The 20,859-nt window shown below is 53.8% G+C and carries 10 protein-coding genes; all 10 read right to left on the bottom strand.

The features are described from left to right. Positions 1-223: 223 nt before the first annotated feature. On the bottom strand, positions 224-2,326 hold the full coding sequence (locus WCT94_RS16025; RefSeq protein ID WP_336870351.1) for an efflux RND transporter periplasmic adaptor subunit: 2,103 nt from the start codon (positions 2,324-2,326) through the stop codon (positions 224-226). Continuing rightward, complete coding sequence (locus WCT94_RS16020; protein WP_336870350.1) at positions 2,326-3,645, bottom strand: efflux RND transporter periplasmic adaptor subunit; 1,320 nt, start codon at positions 3,643-3,645, stop codon at positions 2,326-2,328. Before WCT94_RS16020 ends, WCT94_RS16025 begins: the two co-directional genes overlap by 1 nt. Further along, positions 3,642-4,514 (bottom strand): efflux RND transporter periplasmic adaptor subunit, encoded by an 873-nt coding sequence (locus WCT94_RS16015; protein ID WP_336870349.1) that lies wholly within the window; start codon positions 4,512-4,514, stop codon positions 3,642-3,644. The genes WCT94_RS16020 and WCT94_RS16015 overlap by 4 nt, the downstream gene beginning before the upstream one ends. A 66-nt stretch (positions 4,515-4,580) precedes the next feature. Further along, positions 4,581-6,077, bottom strand: coding sequence for a TolC family protein (locus tag WCT94_RS16010; RefSeq protein WP_336870348.1), 1,497 nt, complete (start codon positions 6,075-6,077; stop codon positions 4,581-4,583). A 56-nt stretch (positions 6,078-6,133) separates the two neighbouring features. Beyond that, positions 6,134-13,843: an Ig-like domain-containing protein gene (locus tag WCT94_RS16005; protein ID WP_336870347.1), complete on the bottom strand. Its 7,710-nt coding sequence runs from the start codon at positions 13,841-13,843 to the stop codon at positions 6,134-6,136. Positions 13,844-14,376: 533 nt separating this feature from the next. Further along, the gene (gene adrA, locus WCT94_RS16000; RefSeq protein WP_336870346.1) at positions 14,377-15,438 is read right to left on the bottom strand and encodes a diguanylate cyclase AdrA; all 1,062 of its coding nucleotides are present in this window, start codon (positions 15,436-15,438) and stop codon (positions 14,377-14,379) included. Positions 15,439-15,670: 232 nt separating this feature from the next. Then, positions 15,671-16,507 (bottom strand): BglG family transcription antiterminator LicT, encoded by an 837-nt coding sequence (gene licT, locus WCT94_RS15995; protein ID WP_336870345.1) that lies wholly within the window; start codon positions 16,505-16,507, stop codon positions 15,671-15,673. A gap of 93 nt (positions 16,508-16,600) precedes the next feature. Beyond that, positions 16,601-18,025 carry a glycoside hydrolase family 1 protein gene (locus tag WCT94_RS15990; RefSeq protein WP_336870344.1) on the bottom strand — a complete coding sequence of 475 codons (1,425 nt, stop codon included), beginning with the start codon at positions 18,023-18,025 and terminating at the stop codon, positions 16,601-16,603. A gap of 295 nt (positions 18,026-18,320) precedes the next feature. Further along, positions 18,321-19,943, bottom strand: coding sequence for a S53 family peptidase (locus tag WCT94_RS15985; protein ID WP_336870343.1), 1,623 nt, complete (start codon positions 19,941-19,943; stop codon positions 18,321-18,323). Between the two features lie 19 nt (positions 19,944-19,962). After that, positions 19,963-20,520 carry a chorismate mutase gene (locus WCT94_RS15980; RefSeq protein WP_336870342.1) on the bottom strand — a complete coding sequence of 186 codons (558 nt, stop codon included), beginning with the start codon at positions 20,518-20,520 and terminating at the stop codon, positions 19,963-19,965. Positions 20,521-20,859 lie beyond the last annotated feature (339 nt).

Below are 20,859 nucleotides of genomic sequence, written 5' to 3'. Positions count from 1 at the left end.
CAAATTTCATTTCATGAATCCATACAAAGAGAAATAAAAAACCACAATAAAAAGAAATTAATAAGAAAAAGAAAATGTGGAATTATCGTGATGACTATTTACTGCATTCCGATAGAGATTTAAAAAATCAACATCTCATGGAATGCTTTTCAAGAAGAATACCGTGATGGGAGCGGAATACTATCCGCCATATGGCTATGAAAATACGCTTAGGCTATTCGGCCTAGAACCCGCTTTCTCTCACACCTAAAGCGGCAACCTGACGCCATATCCCGGCGAACAGCGATTCCGCTTCTCCGTTCATCACCACAAGGCCACGCAGTGGCTGTAATGGCAGCGTCGAATCGGTAGCGACATCAAGGTTTACACCATACCAGCCCTGAACCGGGCGCAGCTGTTTCTGCTCATCCCGCCTTACCGCTATCGGCCCGCCGTGCTCGGAAGCCAGTATGTTATGCTCAATGAAGGCAATACCCGTTGGATCAATATCTTTCAATATCACAGGTACCGCGGCACGTGCCGGATCATCAGCAATAAACTGGCCGGACATCCCAGCAGCAATGCGATTAAGTTTGTCTTCACGCAGATAACCACGCAGACGACCGCCTTCGCTGCTCACAACGCGCAACAGCGGCAGATCAGCATCCAGCCACCGTCCCGGCGTTAAATCGACAGCAATGTCCCTCACCACACCAGACTGCGGTGCACGGATTTGCAACCGTTCCTGCTGTGCTTTCAGGCCACGATATTGTGCCAGCGCCGCCGCCAGCTCCTGTTCCAGAATCAGCGAGTCGCCCACTGTGTCACGATTCGCCGCCTGACGGCGCATTTGTAATTGCAGGATGCCGATACGCTGACGAATAATCGCCAGCCGGAAATCGAGATCGCCGGATGTCAACGTCAACAGGGCATCGCCCGCCTCAACCCGCTGTCCATCCTTGACCTGTAGCTGTTTCAGCTGTGCGGCCACGGGCGAATACAGCGTACTGACGCGAGAGGCTTCCAGCACTGCTGGTATTTCTACCTGACTGCGCCAGGGGAAAAACAGGACTATGAGCAGTAGCAATAAACACAGCACGGTACGCCAGACGGCGCGGCGCTGCGAGCGTTTGCGCTGATGCCACCACTGTGCGCACTCTTGCACAACAGGCAGAACAATGAACCAGCCGACCTCAACCAGCATCAGGAAGATACCCAGCACTTTGAAAAAATAGTGATAGACCGCCAGCGCAATACCAAAGAACAGGAAGAAACGCCACACCCAGGAAGCATACCCCCACAACAGCAGCCTTTTCGCCATCGGAGGCGACCAGCGCTCCGGCGGCACGTCTCCATAGCCAAACAACTTTTCTCGCAGGTGCCAGCGGCACAGGGCATAGGCGCGCCCTTGCAGATTATCGATACGCCAGGCATCACTCAGTATAAAATAGCCATCAAAGCGCATCAGCGGATTAACGTTGATGATCAGCGTGGTAACCCAGGTGGCGCTGGAAAGAAGGAACGCCGCCGAATGCAACGGCCCTTCCGGCAACAGCGACCAGGCCAGCAGCGCCAGCGTCGCCAAGAGCAGCTCCGCCAGAATTCCCCCTGCGCCAATTAGCACACGCGCACGATGATCGCCGACCCGCCAGGCATCGCTGACATCGGTATACAACATCGGAAACATCACGATGAACGCCACACCCATACTCTGAACCCGGCAGCCCGCCTTTTTTGCCATGTAGGCGTGGCCCAGCTCGTGAATAAATTTTGCGAAAATCAGGGCGCAGCCAAATGCCATCATCCCTTCAAGGCTGAAAAGATGCGGAAATGAGCTGTGATAGCGTGGCCAGTCTCGGCTGACCAGGAATATCCCCAGCAGTAAAATCAGCGGAAACATCACGCGCAGCAGCATGGCGCCATAACGCTGTAGCCACGGCCACGTCTTATTCAGAAAAGGATCGGGACGCCACAGCGGAATGCGGAAAAACAGATACTGGTGCAGCACCTGTTTGATCAGGCTACGGCGGCGGCTGGCCGCTTTCGCCTCGTAGCTGCTTCGTTGTTCCTTATCGCTACCTGCAATCAAATCGTGTGCACGTAAAAAGCGCAGGAACTGCTCCAGATCGTCATTCCCAAGCGGTATACCGGGCTCTTTATTCACCGCGGTCATCACCTGTTCCGACTCACGTAGGGGCCAGTGACGCAGCAGGCGGATTGCCGTGCTGTTCAGTTTAAAATAGCGGCCAGAAATCGTATCCGCTAACGTCCACTGCGGGGAACCATCTCGCGCTGGCGCTGCCGGAGAAAGGTGTAGATCGTCACGCAGTGGAGGTAAAACAGCCATTAGAATCCAACCGTTTTGCGCAATGCCGCGACAGGACGGCGGAACAGATAGACGCCCAGCGGCACATATTCCCCATAAACCTTCGCCGTGCCGCGTAAGCCGATACGCGGTGCGTCGGCGATAAAACGGGCATCGAGTCGATAAGCCAACGTGCTGCGATCGGTTAACGCCGCTTCATAGGCGATACGTTGTAGCATGGCGTCATGGCGTTTCAGTGGATCGCTATCCAGGAAGAGTGCCACATCGGCTTCCACCGGAAACTGGATCGCATCGCCCACATCCAGCTCAATCTTCAGTTCCGCCTGCTGAGGATTAGCCAGCTCCATCAGGCGTTCCCCTGTTCTGACGGGCTTCCCGCGCAGCCGATCGCCATCGGCAAACACAGCGATACCATCACGCTCCGCCCTGACTTCACTGCGCGATAGCAGATCGTTGGCATACATCAGTTCGGCACGTTTTTGCTCGACCTGCGCCGACAGCAAATCAAGCTTCGATTTGGAATCTGCATCCTGAAAAGCCCGCTGCGACCCCGATCGCCACTCAGCTTCGGCTACACCCAGCGCCCGCTCTGCCACATCAGCCTGAGCTTTCAGCGTGGTGTTATCAAACCGTACCAGCACCTCATCTTTCTTCACGACCTGATTTGGCTTAACCGTGATTTCAGCGATCACACCATCCAGCGGGGCTGTCACGATCCGCCCATCCAGCGGCACAACTTCGGCGGGAGCCAGTACCGACTGACGAACCGGTATCAGCAGCGCCCCAATCAGTACCGCAACGGCAACCAGCACTTTAGCTTTTGGCACACCCGGCCGCCACGCTTTGCGCGGTTCCAGCGCCAGCCAGGCATGCGCATAGGCATCAGCCAACTGCTCCATCAGCGTCCGATCGGTTTCCTGCCACGGCAGATCACGTGCATACCATAATCCGCCAATCAGCTGTCCCTGCCGATCCCTCAGCGGTACCCAGAGCGCTTCTTGTGCAGACAGCGTTTGCCAGTCATTCTGCGTTTGCGTATCAAACCAGTCGGCACGCACCGTCGTGATTTGCTCAGCGGCTTTTTGAGTAACCAGTTGCTTGCCTGCACGTTCAATAAACGCGACAAACGGTGCATGCGGGTCGGGAACGGAAACCCCGGTGACGGCACGTACACGCCCATTGATCACCAGCGCGACATGACGGAAACCGAACAGCTTCTGGCTGTCATTCACCATCGAGTAGGCGAGCGTTTCGCTATTTTTGGCGCTACGCGCCAGACGCTCCAGATGAATGAATTCGGCAAATACCCGCTCAACCGTGAAGGAATGCGATTCGCTCACGGTTGCCCCGTGAAGCGAGCACTGCCGCTCATTCCGGCGAGCAAGCTATTATCGGGTTTGAGCACTCGCCCAATCAGCGTCAAGGTCTGGCTGCTTTCATCAATACGTGCGCCAATGCGCAGCACTTCCGCCTGTAGCGGCACGCCAGTTTCATCGGGAATGAAAGTAAATGCTTGCTTCGGTTTGAGTGAAGCGAGCCAGCGTGACGGCACCAGAACGTTGATTTCCAGATGGCGGTTATCCACAATTTCCAGCAGTGGCATCCCCTGACCGACATATTCCGAGACCTGAACTTTCCGCGATACAACCTGACCAGAGAATGGGGCAACAACGCGACAGCGGTTCGTCTGGATCTGATAAACCTGGCTTTCCGCCGTGGCCTGCGCCAGACGAGCCTCCGCCACTGCGACCGCATTGCGGCCGACGGATTTCATCTCGGCCAGTTGCCTGTTCTGACTCAACTCCTGCTGTGCCGCCCTCATGGCAGCCTGCGAAGCAGCAAACTGTGCCTGATAGGCCGAGCAGTCAAAACGCACCAGCAAATCGCCCTTCTGAAACGCTTCACCGTCGCGAAACGGCATCTCAACCACTTTCGCATTCAGCTCACTGGACAGTGTCGCCTGATCCACCGCTCTTAATACGCCTCTGGCCTCTCTCGCCGCCGCCTCTGCCGAAGCATGGCTTACCGGAGCGAGCTGTAGCTCATCCTCTATCTTTTCTGCCATCGCGGAATACGGCACACCGGAGAGTAACGCCATTAGCACGAGGGAAAGTGTCGTTTTCTTCGGCAGAATGTTATGCAGCGTCCTGCGATGAAACATCATGTGCAACGGCATCGTTTTACGAAATAGGATTTTCTTATTCAACATCGTCATCCAACACGCAGTGTGTTATGAGGCGGTCTGGAGGAGAATACCCAGACCGCACACCGTTCCTTACAGCGAAAGGTTACCGGTCGCCCAGCGCTTCTCCGTTTGGTCAAGCGCCTTCCCTACCGACGGGATATCATTCAAGGTTTGCGTTGCTGGCAGAGGATCCAAGCCCGCGGTAACAAAGATCTGGCCATACGCATTACGCAATTCAGCATAGGCCAAATCATTGCGCAAAGAAGTATTCACCGCGTTCAACTCGCCCTGAATCAGCTGTAATTCACCGATATTGCCGGCCTTGTAGCGGTTATTCAGCTGTTCAAGGATATCGACATCCAGCTTCTGTAACTCTTTACCGGTACGGTATTGGCGCTGCGCTTCATTGAAATTGGCGCGAGCCACATAAAGTTGCGCCAGTACCGCCATCGACATCGCCTGACGGCGCATTTCGGAAACGGTTTCGCCCGCTTTTGCCACATCGATAGCGGCCGGACCGGAGAACAGATTGAACAGGTTCCAGGTTACCTTCACCCCGGCATCCGCCCAATGCTGGTTAACCAGAAACGAGTTGCTGTCGTAGTTTCCTCCGACTGACATTTCAATCCCCGGCAGCATGCGAAGCAGTGATTTACGCGTTTCCGCCGCGCTGATACGGACCTGATAATCCTGTTCACGCAGTTCAGGACGGCTCACTAATGCGGCCTTCTCCAGGTCGCTAAAGGCGACTTTCAGCTCCGGCTCGACGAGTTCACTCTCCTTTGGCAAGACCAGTTTGTAATCTGTACCCAGCGGTAAATTCATCAGCGTTGCCAGCTCGGTTTTCGCCAGAGACAGCGCACGGCGCTGCTCCTCCAACTGGCGCGTCGCATCCAGCAGTGCGCGCTGGTAGCTGTAGGCTTCAATAATGTCACCGACTTTTTGCGCCGACATTTTCTGGCTGTTCTCACGCGCCATGTTAACGCGTTCGATTAAGGCATCAATACGGTGCAGCAAACGTTCAGCCGCCACGGCTCGCCAGTAGGCCGACTGCACATCCTGCACGATAGTGTGCGTCACTTTTCGGCGACGTTCTTCGGCGATCCAGCGCTTATCCGACTGTTGATGCGCCGTAACATAGCTGACGCCAAAATCGAGAATATTCCACACCATATTCAGATCCGCGACGCGGCGGGTTTGATCCTGCGAGGTTGACGGCTCCAGCGAGGTGACGCCCCTTTCTATACTGCGGCTACTGGAAGCACTCACGTTGCTGCGCGTCACATATCCCGCATTGGCCGCCATTTTTGGCAACATATCAAAACGCGCCAGATCCACCTGCTCCTGCGCCAGCGCCTGTTCCATCACTTTTAAGCGCGCTTCGAGGTTATATTTCAGCGCCCTTGCCATCGCATCGTGTAACGTAATGGGTGCCGTCACGGGCTCTTGATTGCTGAACATCACGCGCAGATCGTTATCCGCACGTCGGGTACTTTCTGCTTTATCGAGCGGCTGAGTTGATACCGCACATCCACTGACTAACAGCGCCAGCAGCGTGACGCTGAAAATTTTCGGGCATCTTTGCATAGTCAATTCCTTACCCCTGTTTTTTATTGTATTCATCACACCCTGCCACCGCCGTTTCAGGCTGGTTTGCTCATGTTTTGGAATGCGCCTTCGAGAGAAGCGATTTGCAGACGTTCATAATCATCCAATGCTTTTAGCTGCTGGCTAAATACGGGCGCGCCAAAAACGGAGACAGGCGACATGACGGATGTCGAGTTGCCCTCCGACACGGACTGCCAACTGCCGCCGCTGAACACCTCAAGCGCGGTATTACCTGGGATGATATTGTTCGCAAACATCCCCGCCAGAGTGGATTTCCCCCCCATCGGCTGGTTGAAATCAGAGACATTGCTGCGTGGTATACCGGGTTCGTAACGATTCACGCCATTGTTGGAAAAGGCCACGGCAACCGCAGAACTGCCTACTGCACCACCGCCTTGTGCCGCTGCGCTAAACACGCTGGCGGTTCCCGGCGTAGAGCCTTCCGCCGTACCGGCATTAAAGAGTGAAGACGGTGCTCCCAGCAGGCTATCGCCACTGGTCGACGCCGCCGCAACTGTCAACAGCGACAGCTGGCTTTGGACCACTGCGTTATTACCCACAATCGCCACCGCGGGCCTGCCAGCATTCGATTTGAATTCTGGATCGCCATCCGGTTGCGTAGAAGACAGGACGCGTAAGACAAATGTGGTGCTCACGCTCGCGCCCGCTGCATCCGTTGCGGTAACCAAAATTGACAGATCGCCGCTATTCGCGCGTCCCGGCGATCCACTAAAGGTGCCGGTTGCAGGATCGAAGCTCACCCAGGCTGGCAGCGCGGAGCCATCCGCTCGGGTTGCACTGAGGCGCAGCGTATCGCCCACATCAATATCAGAGAAGGTGTTAGCAGGAATCTGGAAGCTAAATGCCCCATCACCATTCACCGTTTGGTTGCTCATGCCGGTGGTGGTCGGCGCATCATTAACGTTATTCACGACAACCGTAAAATCGCTGGACACCGAGACGCTGTTTTTATCGGTTGCGGTAATACGAATCGCTAACGATCCCACATCAGCATTTTGCGGCGTACCTGAGAAGGTCTGCGTCTGAGGATTGAACACCAACCAGGACGGCAGAGCCGAACCATCGGACAATGAGGCACGGTAAGTCAGACTATCGCCCGCATCATTATCAACAAACGCGTTAGCGGGCAGCGTGAAGGTAAACGCACTCCCCTGGCTAGCGGACTGATTTCCAATACCATTGGTAACTGGTGCAGTATTGCTATGAACGTCGCCGCTGATCCCCTGACCGTTCAGGTCGTTGCCGGCCAGATCCGTCACCCCACCGTGATTACCGGTAAAGACCAACTGCACGGCCCCCGCCCCTGTCACATTGGTTAAATCAATTCGATAGGTTGTCGGACTCAGCGCTGTCACTGCACCAATTGTCGCCGTGGTGCCGTTGGCGTTAAGCAGAGAGAAGTCACGAACATCTAATCCTGTCACCGCTTCTGAAAAGACCAGCGTGTAGCTCAGTGCCTGCGAACCTGACGTTTCCGTCAGCGTCAGGCTGATCGGCACAGGACGAACGGTATCGATGCTAAAACTATCGGAAGTGGCGCTGCCCACGCCCGCGTTGCCCGCCGCATCGGTGACGCCAGCGTAGGTCAGACCAATCGCCGTGCTCGCGTTGGTCACGTTGGCATTCGGAGTAAAGGTCGCTGTCCACGTCACACCGCCGTCGCTGCTGGTCACGTTACTTAGCGTGCCGTCCGCCACCGACAGGTTGGCATTACTGAAACCGCTCACCGCTTCGGAGAAGGTAATGGTAACTTCAGCACGTTCACCCGCTTTCAGGGCGCTGTCGCTCACCGCTATCGTCGCGGTCGGCAGCGCCGTATCAATACTGATATTACCGGAGATTTCGCTCCCCACGCCCGCGTTGCCCGCCGCGTCGGTGACGCCGATGTAATTCAGCCCAATCGCCGTGCTCGCAGTGGTCACGTTGGCATTCGGGGTAAAGGTCGCTGTCCATGTCACACCGCCGTCGCTGCTGGTTACGTTACTTAACGTGCCGTTTGTCACCGACAGGTTGGCGTTGCTAAAGCCCGTCACCGCTTCCGAGAAGGTGATGGTGACTTGCGCGGTCTCGCCCACTTTCAGGGCGTTGTCGCTCACCGCTATCGTCGCGCTCGGCAATATCGTATCAATGCTGATATTACCGGAAGCTTCACTGCCCACACCCGCGTTACCCGCCGCGTCGGTGACGCCGATGTAGTTCAGAGCAATCGCCGTGCCCGCATTGGTAACATTCGCGTTCGGGGTAAAGGTCGCTGTCCACGTCACGCCGCCGTCAGTGCTGGTCACGTTACTTAGCGTGCCGTCTGCTACCGACAGGTTGGCGTTGCTGAAACCGCTCACCGCTTCGGAGAAGGTGATGGTGACTTGCGCGGTCTCGCCCGCTTTCAGGGCGTTGTCGCTGACGGCTATCGTCGCGCTCGGCAACGCCGTATCAATGCTGATATTACCGGAGGTTTCGCTGCCCACGCCCGCGTTCCCCGCCGCGTCGGTGACGCCGGTGTAGGTCAGCCCAATCGCTGTGCTCGCGTTGGTAACATTCGCGTTCGGGGTAAAGGTGGCTGTCCACGTAACGCCGCCGTCAGTGCTGGTCACGTTACTTAGCGTGCCGTCTGTCACCGACAGGTTGGCGTTGCTGAAACCGCTCACCGCTTCCGAGAAGGTGATGGTGACTTGCGCGGTCTCACCCACTTTCAGGGCGTTGTCGCTGACGGCTATCGTCGCGCTCGGCAATGCCGTATCAATACTGATATTACCGGAGATTTCGCTGCCCACGCCCGCGTTCCCCGCCGCGTCGGTGACGCCAGCGTAGGTCAGCCCAATCGCCGTGCTCGCGTTGGTGACGTTGACATTCGGGGTAAAGGTGGCTGTCCACGTCACGCCACCGTCAGTGCTGGTCACGTTACTTAACGTGCCGTCTGCTACCGACAGGTTGGCGTTGCTAAAGCCCGTCACCGCTTCCGAGAAGGTAATGGTGACTTGCGCGGTCTCGCCCGCTTTCAGGGCGTTGTCGCTGACGGCTATCGTCGCGGTCGGCAGCGCCGTATCAATGCTGATATTACCGGAGGTTTCGCTACCCACGCCCGCGTTGCCCGCCGCGTCGGTGACGCCGGTGTAGTTCAGGCCAATCGCCGTGCCCGCGTTGGTGACGTTGGCATTCGGGGTAAAGGTGGCTGTCCACGTCACGCCGCCATCGGTGCTCGTTACATTGCTCAGCGTGCCGTCCGACACTGACAGATTAGCGTTGCTGAAACCCGTCACCGCTTCCGAGAAGGTGATGGTGACTTGCGCGGCCTCGCCCGCTTTCAGGGCGTTGTCGCTGACGGCTATCGTCGCGGTCGGCAATGCCGTATCAATGCTGATATTACCGGAGGTTTCGCTGCCCACGCCCGCGTTGCCCGCCGCATCGGTGACGCCGGTGTAGGTCAGCCCAATCGCCGTGCTCGCGTTGGTGACGTTGGCATTCGGGGTAAAGGTGGCTGTCCACGTCACGCCGCCATCGATGCTCGTTACATTGCTCAGCGTGCCGTCCGACACTGACAGATTAGCGTTGCTGAAACCCGTCACCGCTTCCGAGAAGGTGATGGTGACTTGCGCGGCCTCGCCCGCTTTCAGGGCGTTGTCACTCACCGTAATCGCCGCGGTCGGCAGCACTCCATCGACAACAATGGCTTTCTGCGCCGCCAGCGAATTAAGGCTATTAAGCCCTGGCAAGGTCAACACCGCCGTGCGATTAATATTGTCCTGAATCGTCGCACCATTGAGCGACAGCGCAGACGTGTTGGCGTAGTTCAGATCGGCGCTCAGATCGCCACTGCCCACGGTATATGAGAAGGTCAGTGTGTTAGATCCGGACCCCGCCACATACGTCGCCACGCGATCGAACGCGCCCGTTTCAAGTAATAGGGTCGGCACACCGCCAGTGGTATCGACAACGACAGTGGTATCAAATGCCACCGTAACCTGAATGGTTTGCCCTATTTTATAGATTCCATCGGCGCTACTCGCACTGACGCTGGTAATCGTGGGGTTATTCGGATTCACCGTAATCGCAATGGTATCGGTGTCAGTTTGTGCCCCGCCGGAGCCTGAGCTGCCTAAATCATTACTGACCATTTGGATCGACGCACTGCCGTTATAGCCGCTGGTTGGGGTAAACGTCAGGCCATTTAACGCATTGTTAATATTGGTCAGGCTGCCCTGGAAGGTCATCGTGCTATCGCCTGTGCCCGACCCCACGTTGAAAACCAGTCCGGAGAATGACGATAAGGTCAGTAATCCATTCGTCGCAGTTAGCGTCACCTGCATGGTGTTACCACCGATGTCGACGTCACTGACAGAAATCAGGTTGCCGTTAGCGGTATTAAATACCAGCGAACCATCCTGTTGTACCACCTGTGCCGTAGGTACGCCATTGACTGGCGCGTCATTAACCGCATCAATACTCAGCGTCACGGTGCCCGACGCGGTTTTAGCTCCGCCGCTTCCCGAGTTACCACCGTCATCAATGCCGATCGTCAGCGTGACGTTCCCTGTTGCATTACTGGCCGGGCTGAATAGCACATTACTGCCCGCGATATAAGCATTGATAGTGGCAATAGACCCCGTCAACGTCAGGCTACTCGTGCCATTTCCCACTACGCCAACGCCGACACCGTTAGCATTAAGCACGCCGCTGCCCACAGATAAGGTCACCGTGACGTTATTACTATCGGCATCAACATCCGCAAAACTGATACCGGTAATCGCCTTCGCCAGATCTTCCGTTACCGTGATCGAGGCGGGCGCACTGATAGTCGGTGAGTCGTTCACCGCCACCACGGTTATCGTGGAAGCAATCGACAGCGTAGTGGTGTCCACTCCGCCGTTACTTGTTCCGCCATTATCAGAAATACTCATCAACGTCACAGTACGAGCAGGCCCCGTGGGGTTTTCGCTGGTATTGCGATAAGTGATGCCGTCGATCGCCGTGGCCGCCGCCGAGGCGCTGATGCCACCCGCTTTACTCAACGTTAGCGTGGCGGTGCCCGCAGTCACGCTAACGGAATAAGACAAACCGTTCGTGGTCGTGGTGCCACTATTGCCGCCGATCAGCGCAATGGTTGTTCCATCGATTTGCAGTTGTTCACTGCTGCCATTCGATACGTTACTGACAACAAGAGATAACTGCGTGATGGTCTGCCCGGCTTCAACCGTGCTGACTGAAACGTTACTGAAAAGATCGACGGCGCTACCGTTTTCGGTATAGGTCACATTATTGCCGGTGGCAGACAGCGTAGGGGCGTCGTTCACCCCAGTGACGCCAACGGTCACCATTGCGGAAGCACTCCCGCCGTCGCCATCATTTACGGTAATGCTAACGGAACGCGTCGTGATGGCAGGATCGGTTGTATTGCTGTTTTGATAAGACAGGGCACGGACTAATGCCTGAACGGCTGCTGGCGTCGAACTGGCGTTCAACGCTACCACCAGGTCGTTCACACCAGAGCCCCCGGTAAAGGAACCAATCACGACGCCACCATAAGTGACATTCGATCCAGACACGCCGATTTGTCCGATCCCCGTCCCCAGATTCATGATGCCTAACACATCTTCACTACTGTTACGGTTAGTGGTGATCGCTACCCGCACGCTGCCGCCGTTGAAATCGGCTGAATCCACATCCGTAAGCGTAGCATTACCGCCCGCGTCTAAACTAATCGGTAACGCGCCCTCGGTAAAGTTAACGCTATCGCCGTTCAGGTTACTCATCACCGGTGCGGTATTAAATCCACTGACAGTGATGCCGTTGCCGGTCAGATCTGCAATATTTCCACCCGTTATAGGCCCGTTCCAGTCGTCGGCGGCGGCGAGATTATAGGTCGTCCCACCCGAAGAGGACGTACCGTTCTGGTTAAGGATCGCACTAAGTCCGGCTCTATCGGTGGCGCTTAATACCACGATAAAAGAAGTGGCGTTGACGATTTCAACATTACTGGTTGCGCTGAGCGTATAAGTGCTACCGCCTTGACCGGTGAAAGTGAGCTTAGAGAGGTCAATATCATTATTCGCCCCGCTCTGCTTCACCAAATTGGTGCCAGTAACCGCCAAGGTGCCCGTCGAACTGTCGTACGTCGAAGAGGTGATGGTGGGCATTTGCACATTACTGACAGTGACGCCGTTACGAACCAGATCGGCTGGAGTAGAAGATTGTGTGGCATCCCACCCCGCAGCCGCGGCCAAATTAAAGGTTGTCCCACTTGCGGCCGACGTCGTACCGTTTTTGTTTAGCAGCCCTTCAACGTTGAGCTGGTCAATCGAATTCAGTGTGATACTGAATGTGGTGGCATTGACTGCGGTCACATTGCTGCTGGTTAGCGTGTAGGTATTGCCGTTTTCACCCGCCAGCGTCAATTTGGACACATCAATGGTGTCACCCGCGACCATATTAGCCCCAGTCACCGTCAACACATTGGTATTGGCGTCATAGGTGGCTGCCGTGATCCGTGGAATAACCGCAGCCGTTCGCACGTCGGTGATGTTGATATCCTGTAATACCGCATATCGACTGGAGGTAATCACAACCTTGGTAGCACCAGAAATCGTGGTGAATGAGCTAACCGCCTGAAGGTTGGTTTTACTCGCATCGAAATTGAAGGATTCCGTTGAATTATCCGCGTAGGTCACCACGATATTCACTGTGCCGCTATCAGCAAGCGCACGGAACCCGTTAAAATCAAACATATAACCAGAATTGGGGGCGATCGTCAGTTTTATATCGCTCCCTCCAGTGGAATTATCAGCGCCCTCCAGCGCATAGAGCCCACGATTATTTACATCCCCATCGAGATATAAACCACCGGAATTTTCACCACCAGAAAAAGTAACAGGCCGCCCTCCGACGTCTCGTACTAGCGTGGAGGTATATAAATCGCTATCGCTATCGGTGAACGTTATCGTCGTCAATGCGCCGCTGTATGCGCCAATGACCATTGCCTCAGTATCAATATCGCCGGTATTCTTCTCTAATACCCAATCCCCACCGACCGCACTGCTGCCCGTGACATCAACGGATGCAGCAACATCCGCGCCAGTAGCCTGGGCCAGATTCGCCAGGAAAGCATCACCCTGTGCGCCACCGGCAATATCACAACCGTAAAGTAGTAAATCTCCCTCGGTGGTTAATGCCGCACCTAAAGCCGCAAGCTGTGCCTGCACCTCGCTCGATTTCAGCGATGATTCCGTCAGTACCTGCGTCCCCAGATTCACTTTGCCTTCAGAACCGTGGGAAAAGATATGGATAGCGTCATAGCCGGTATGCGTCGCTGCCCAGTCGGCCATTTGCTGCAAACCATCCCGCGAGCCGTCAATCAATACGACCTCAACGCCGGGCTTAATCCCCGAGACCAACGTTTCATAATCCTTCACCGACGTATCAACAAAAGCGACTTCCTTACGCGAGGACGTCGTGCCATCAGCCACCGCCGTAATATCAATATCCTGCGTCGCGGCGGATTGGGAATCATGGGGAGGTTGATCTGCCGTAGAGGCATGGGCGTTGGCAGCAGCGTGATCGGCAGTCGTTTCCGATGAGCTTGCTGCGGTGTCATTCACCGTTGCTGCAATCGCACCATCAAATAATATACGCGGCTCAAGAACATAGACCGGTAGTGAAGAAGCCTGCGCCGCCGGCTTACTGACCGCATTTGCTGACTGGGGATGCTGGGTAAACCAATTACGCCATGCCATAGCGGGACTCCTTTAAGCGGCGCTGTTCCTTGCCCGATGTTTAATTTAAATGATGTTTTTTGGTGACCTGATATCACACACTCGCGCCATTCCCGCCGACAGAGGGTATCGGATAAGAAAGGAAAAGACTGGAGAGATAAGACCTTGCTGACATATTTTCATAAAAACATATCTATTAACAATAGCTTTTAAAAAGAAATATTCCCGAAAAAATCTTAACAAAGGCTAATGATAGAAATATGTTATAAATATCAAAAAAATAGTATTTCTTTGCGATATTTCTCCACTTAAACGTCAAGTTTCACTACATGAATCCCCACCTGCTTTATGTAAAGAGAAAACAGGAATGACTCGTATTATCTCTCCCCTAATTTCTAAAAAATTAGCCGGGATAGTTCGTTATCGTTTTAGAGTGGTATGGTATTACTGAAGGTATAAAAGAAGACGAAACCCCAATCACCACCTCAATAGCGATAAGGGTCTATTGATCGTTATCAGACAGAATAAAGCATTCAGACTATGGTCTGGTGCATTCAGGCAACTTCAGTTCGACGACGGCCTTTATTTTTTGCCCGGTAGAGCGCCATATCCGCTGACTTTAACCAGTCAATATATTGGCCCATTTCCGGTGAAATCTCCGCAATGCCGACGCTGACAAACACCGCCAACTGCGGGGTCTGATTCAGGAACTTCAGCGACAAACTCTCCCGAATGCGACTCACGGCATCCAACGCTTCTCCCGCGCTGGTCTGCGGCAAAATAACGGCGAATTCATCTCCGCCAAACCGCCCAATCACATCCGTTTCACGAAAACCAGATGTCAGCTCGCGCGCCAGTAGAAGTATCGCCTGATCGCCGACGTTATGCCCAAAATTATCGTTAAAGGCTTTAAAATGGTCGATATCAAACAGGACTAACGTCGCCGTACGCTTATAACGCTGACAAAGGTCGAACTCGTGTTTCAGCAAACGTTCCCAGTGGTGGCGGTTATAGAGGCTGGTCATTCCGTCATGGGTACTGACTTCCATCAGCATACGCTTGTGCTCCGCCAGCTTCAGCGCGGTGTTATAAGTGACATAACCCAGAAAAATCGGGTAGACCAACAACATTGGCAGACAGGCATAAATCTGTATCGGTGTCGTATCCAGTGAAACCGGCACCGCAAACAGCACAAGAACCGACACGCAGGCAACACACTGTAATAGGATGCCCTGAACAAATAGCTTGATTCCACCGCCGGCCGTGCCGTTCATCCCGACCATCGCAGCAATCACCGCGCTGGGCAGGAGATTCACGCCCATAAACCCTATCCAGATGCCACCAAACACCACATCAAACAGTAAATTACGTTTCTCGCACCGCATAGGATCGCGCGACCGCAGGGATAACAGGTAGGCAATGTGAGGCCAGACAAAGGCGTTAAGAAGGAGCAGCCCCCACAATAGCACCGGTGTAGGCTTGGTAATCAGCACGGAGGCAATGAAGAGAGAACACAGTATCGTACCGACAATGCGTGGAATATAGACCCGCTGGGAAAAGCGTAGCCCTGAGCGACGTATATCTACCGTCAAAAACGTCGGCGGCGAGGCTGACATAACGACCCCCATGCGGTTCACTAACGAATAGCGAGAAAAAAACATTATGACTGAAAGCCTGTCAGCAATAGTGCGCTGTTTTTTAATTTATTTTGTTACATAACGAACCGATACAGTAAAGGCCAACAGAGTAACACAAATGTTAACTCACGGTGGTCTTACCCGTGACGGCCATTCCGTATCGATTAATGCCGCAGGTGCGGCCGTTATTAATGACCGGTGTAATTAATGATTAAGAGGGAGAGGGTTGTAAACGGTTGATGTGAATGGTCAGGAACATAATCTCATCAGTGGTGAGTTGGCAGCCGTAGTTTTTTTCCACATAGTCATACACTTTCATCGCGCAGGCATAGGCCCGCGGCATCAACTCGGTAATCCCCTGATAGATGGAATCATCGCCGTGGCTCACGGTTTCCCGATTTAACAGGCGCAGGGCAAAAAACTTCAGATGCGTCACCAAACGCTGATAATTGAGAGAATGTTCATCAAACGTGATGTGGAGATCGTATTTCAGAATGGTCAAAATATCTTTAATGATGCTCGCGCTTTGCATCGTGCTCTGCATATCGCTGTTATTCGTCGCATTTGCCAGATGCAGCGCAATAAACCCCGCTTCATCCTCCGGCAAATCGATATCCAGTCTGGCGCGAATCAGTTCCAGCGCCTCCAACCCAACGGCAAATTCACTGTGATAGAACTGGCGAATATCCCATAGCATCAGATTCTTGATCGTCTGCCCTTTCTTATGGCGTTGAATGGCAAAGTTAATGTGGTCGCTGAGCGCCAGAAACAGCGTGTCCTGCACATCAAGCCGCAGCGTTTTTTGCGCCAGCGTAATAATTTGCTGCGTCACGGCCAGACAGTCCGGTGGAATATCCGCCAGCAGTTGTGACAGCACATCCGCCATACCGTCGCTTTTCTTCACGAACTGGCTTTCAATACGCTCTTGATCGATAGGGTCGCCCACTTTTTTGCCAAAGCCGACGCCTTTACCTATCGCCACAATTTCCCGTCGGTCATCTGCCAGCACCAGCACGGCATTATTGCTCAATATTTTTTTAATTATCATCGCTCAGCCGTCCTGTCTGATGGGAAGGCACACAGGCCTTCCCTACCGTTTAACGCCTCAACGTGATATCGACGAGGCATTTTCTTTTATCATTTACGCTTCAGAGCTATCCAGCCCGTTGTTTTTAATGACATTAGCATACCAGTATGCACTTTTTTTACGGATACGCCGCAAATCTTTCAGATCGAACTCTTCACGATTGACGTAAATAAAACCATAGCGTTTCGAGCATCCCTGATGGGTGGAAATGAGATCCAACGCCGACCATGGCGTATAGCCGAAGACATCCACACCGTCAGTGATCGCAAGCTGAATCTGCTCAATGTGGCGTTGCAGGTAGTCGATGCGGTAATCATCGTGAACCTCACCGTTTTCATCCAGCGCATCAAACGCGCCCAGCCCATTCTCCGTAATGATCAGCGGTAAATGATAGCGATCGTGCAGTTCGCGCAGCGTATTGCGGAAGCCAATGGGATCGATTTCCCAGCCAAAGGCGTTTTTCTGCAAAAATGGATTGCTTGCGCCACGATGTACGCCTTCTTCACCTGATTTCAGGTGCTGATCGCCGCCACGTGCAATTTCATCCGAGCCATCGCCTTTACTGGCTTCAACCGTTTGCGAAGTGTAGTAGTTAAACGCGATGAAATCGGGTTTGGCCGATGCCAGAATATCCATATCGCCGGGCAGAATCTCCGGCGTATAGCCTTTTTCTTCCATATAGCGCCAGGCCGCGGTGTTGTAACGCCCGTATACCGCCATATCCAGATACAACCAGTTGCGGATCGCGTTATAGTTAAATGCGGCCATCACATCTTCAGGCTTCGCGGATGCCGGGTAAATCAGCGCAATGTTGGGTGCCGGACCAATTTTCGCGCCGGGCACTTTTTCATGCAGCGCATTCATGGCTTTTGCCTGCGCCACCAACATATTGTGGTTCTGCTGATAGAGATTCTGTTTCGGGTTTTCCAACGTAGGATCCAGCGTACCCAGTGCGGAACCGTGCAAAATCATCATGTTCTGTTCGTTGATGGTCAGCCAGTACTTCACTTTTGCGCCGTATTCATCAAACAGCACGTTGGCAAAACGTTCAAACGCATCCACCGTTTCCCGGCTGTACCAACCACCTTTGGCCTGTAACGCCTGCGGCAGATCGAAATGGTACATCGTGACGATCGGCACAATACCGTAATGCAGCAGCTCATCGATAAGATTGTGATAAAACGCGATCCCTGCCGGATTTACCTCACCGCTACCATCGGGAATGATGCGGCTCCAGGCGATGGAAAAACGGTAGGTTTTAAAGCCGATATCGGCAAACAGCGCCACATCTTCTTTGTAACGATGGTAATGATCGCTGGCAACTTTAAAGTCCGTGGTGCCCTCAGGATAGGACGTTCTGGCATCAATCACTGATGGCCCCTTGCCGTCCTCATCCCATGCCCCTTCTACCTGATAAGCCGATGTCGCCGCGCCCCACAAAAAACCCTCAGGGAAACGTTTAAGATGACGGTATTTCACTGTTTTTCTCCTTTCCTTAACGAGATCATGTCAGTAAGACATCACTGATGTTATGGGTGGCGCGCGATCGGGCTGGATTCAGGCAAAAAAAAACCTGATACGAACATGTCTGGATCACATGCGTCGTATCAGGTTTCGCTCGGGCCTTGACCCGATCACGTCCTTCTTATCGGGTTATATCCGCTAACCGCCGTAGACTCAAACCGAGGTCGGGTAATCTGTGATGAATATCACCGATAATGTCCTCACCTGAGTAGGATTTGCTCCCTGCGCCGGCTCTCCCGGAAATGCGGACTCACTGTTCGTGCCCATCGTCGTGTTCCCGTGCACCATTGAGCCTTACGAGCCGCTTTAACAGCCTCAGCAGCTTCATGCCATCTGGCGATCCCAGCCCTGTACAGGCATCCCAGCCTTCAGAAGCCACAAATGCGCCATTATTGCCCCGCACGATATCCTTGCAGCTATTACGGTTACGGTACAGCAAAGGGGGGATAAACAGCGATGCCGAGTGGGTCAGCGCCAGCATACGCGCTAATAACCCTGCCCACAGCGGTGCGACAGCGCTGGTTCCGCCAACCACGCCTTCCCGCCCGTTAACTTCAACCAGATAGCCCGTTTCAGGATCGGCATTGCCGCTCACATCAGGTACGCCACGGTGTTGCAAGGGATGATGACCGCCATATTTGTCTACCAGAGACAGCCCTAACTGCCAACCGGGCAGCGCAAAGTACTGGCTGACGCCACCACCCGTCGCGCTGCCGTCCCGACTATGCCAGGTGGTTTCTTCCATCGCTTTTTGCAAGCGAGTGCCGCCGCAGGCTAAAACATAGGGGCTGGATGCGGGGAAATCGACATGCAAACCATGGGGCTCACCGTCTTTTGAACCGCGATCGCCAGAAGCCACGCACACCGTAATTCCTAGCGCAGCCGCGGTCTGAAAGGCCTGGTTGTACACCTGTAATGATTGCGCCGTCCATTGTGATTCGCTGGATCCCCAGCTAATCGAGATCACCGACGGTGCATTTTTCTCATCATAAATCGCAGCGTTGAGCGCTTCCAAAAACCCGGCATCCGTATTCGGAGCAAAATACACCACAATTTTGGCAGCCGGCGCCAACGTACCCGCGATTTCGATATCCATCTGCACTTCGATATCAATCGGGCTCACGTCTTTATCGCCCTCTAACGAGGCAGGGGCATTCCGGGCGCCGCCCACACAAACATCGACGACCTGCGGTGGGGTGACACCCATGCGTTTAAAATAGTGCTCTAACTGCGGCAGGCGGTATCCGCCCCCTAGCTCAATAATGCCAATGCACTGCCCCGCGCCGTCGTGCTCCGGGAAATGATAGAGCTCCGCCAGCTCGAGCGGCGTATAGCCCATCGGACGCTTTGCCGCATTGGAGAACGCATCATTGATACGTAGGCAGCAGTTCGTCGCCAGACGTTCATCAAGACCTAATACGGCAATCACTACACCCTGTAGATATTCCGGCAGGTAAATTCCTCCCGCCCTCCCACGGAATGTCCCGTGTTTGTGGTCATACCGGGCTAAACTCACGCGAAACGCCTGTTCCATTTGCCCCACCGTCCCCGTTAAGAAAACGGTGCGGCTGGCGGCGTGTTCGCGTTCGATAGAGAGCCGATGATGCCGCGCAAACGCACGGACATGCTCGATATCGGCCTCATCAGCGCTGAACTTTCTGGCATAATCGGCACGCGACAGCGGCCTGTTGGCATTGATACCGCCAAATTGCGGATCGATGCTATCGTGCAGTTCAGCGTAATACTCTTCATCTGGCGTAGTAAAACGTAACACCAGCATGATTCTGACGCTTTCATTCACATCACAGCGCTCGCGATATGCCGCGTCAGCGATATTTCCGCGCTCACTCCCTTTCAATAATTGGTAAGTCATCGTCTTCTCTCCCACTCAGCTATTTGCCGTCTGGTTCAATGTGACTCAATGCCGCATAAATCTGGCGTTTATCGTTCTGTGACAGATGCTCAACATTAATAGAAGAAAGAAATGCAGCCTCTTGCTGAGGCGCAAAATGCCCGCCATTCGCGAGGTAACGCTTAATGCTAATCAAGAGCTGATCATCAATCGTGAGTAACGTGGGCCTGACCGTGTCATTCAGCGAAAGCGGCGTCCAGTCGTTCTCCGGTGTTGCAAGCCAGTCCGCCATGTAACGATACTGAATAGCTTTGCTGGCGTTCATTAATGACGTAAAAAACAGCTGCGTACTTTGGGGGGATAAACCCACGGCAGCGGATTGTTCCCGCGCCTTATTCAAAATACGTTCCTCTTGCTTCAGATCCTCAACCGGCAGGTGTTGACGGGCCTTATACCCTGCGACGTCCTTCATCAGCACCATCCTCTCCTGAATCAGTTGATAGATTCCAAGAGAACTATCCTGCACGGCCGCATGCAGAGGGAGGCACCAGGCAGAACTCATCACTAACGAGATAACAGCGGAAATAGGCACATTCATCGGATTACACTCTCCTGTCAGCACTAGCATGAAGATCTATGGCTATGTTTTATTTCGCCATTGCGGCAGGAGATAATAGATTTCGCTATATGAATCTTCCATGACGAAACTATTTCAATCATTACCATCGGGACACACTTCTTCTCAAAGATGTGTCGCTCCATCAGGAAAACGGCAATTAATCGTTTAAATTACAATCAGATAGGAAATAACAATCCAGAGTCTTCTCTCCGGGTTCGACATGATTAAGATACAAACGATAACCAAATGAAATAGTTCAAATTGGTTACTAAATAGAATTATTTCGTACCGCAAAGACGCACAAAAAAGCCCGTCGTG

Origin of the sequence: Pectobacterium sp. 1950-15, from assembly GCF_037136835.1 — a bacterium.
Lineage (GTDB): Bacteria > Pseudomonadota > Gammaproteobacteria > Enterobacterales > Enterobacteriaceae > Pectobacterium.
The sequence above is the reverse complement of the archived record's forward strand: the minus strand, read 5'-3'. Positions and strand labels throughout refer to the sequence as shown.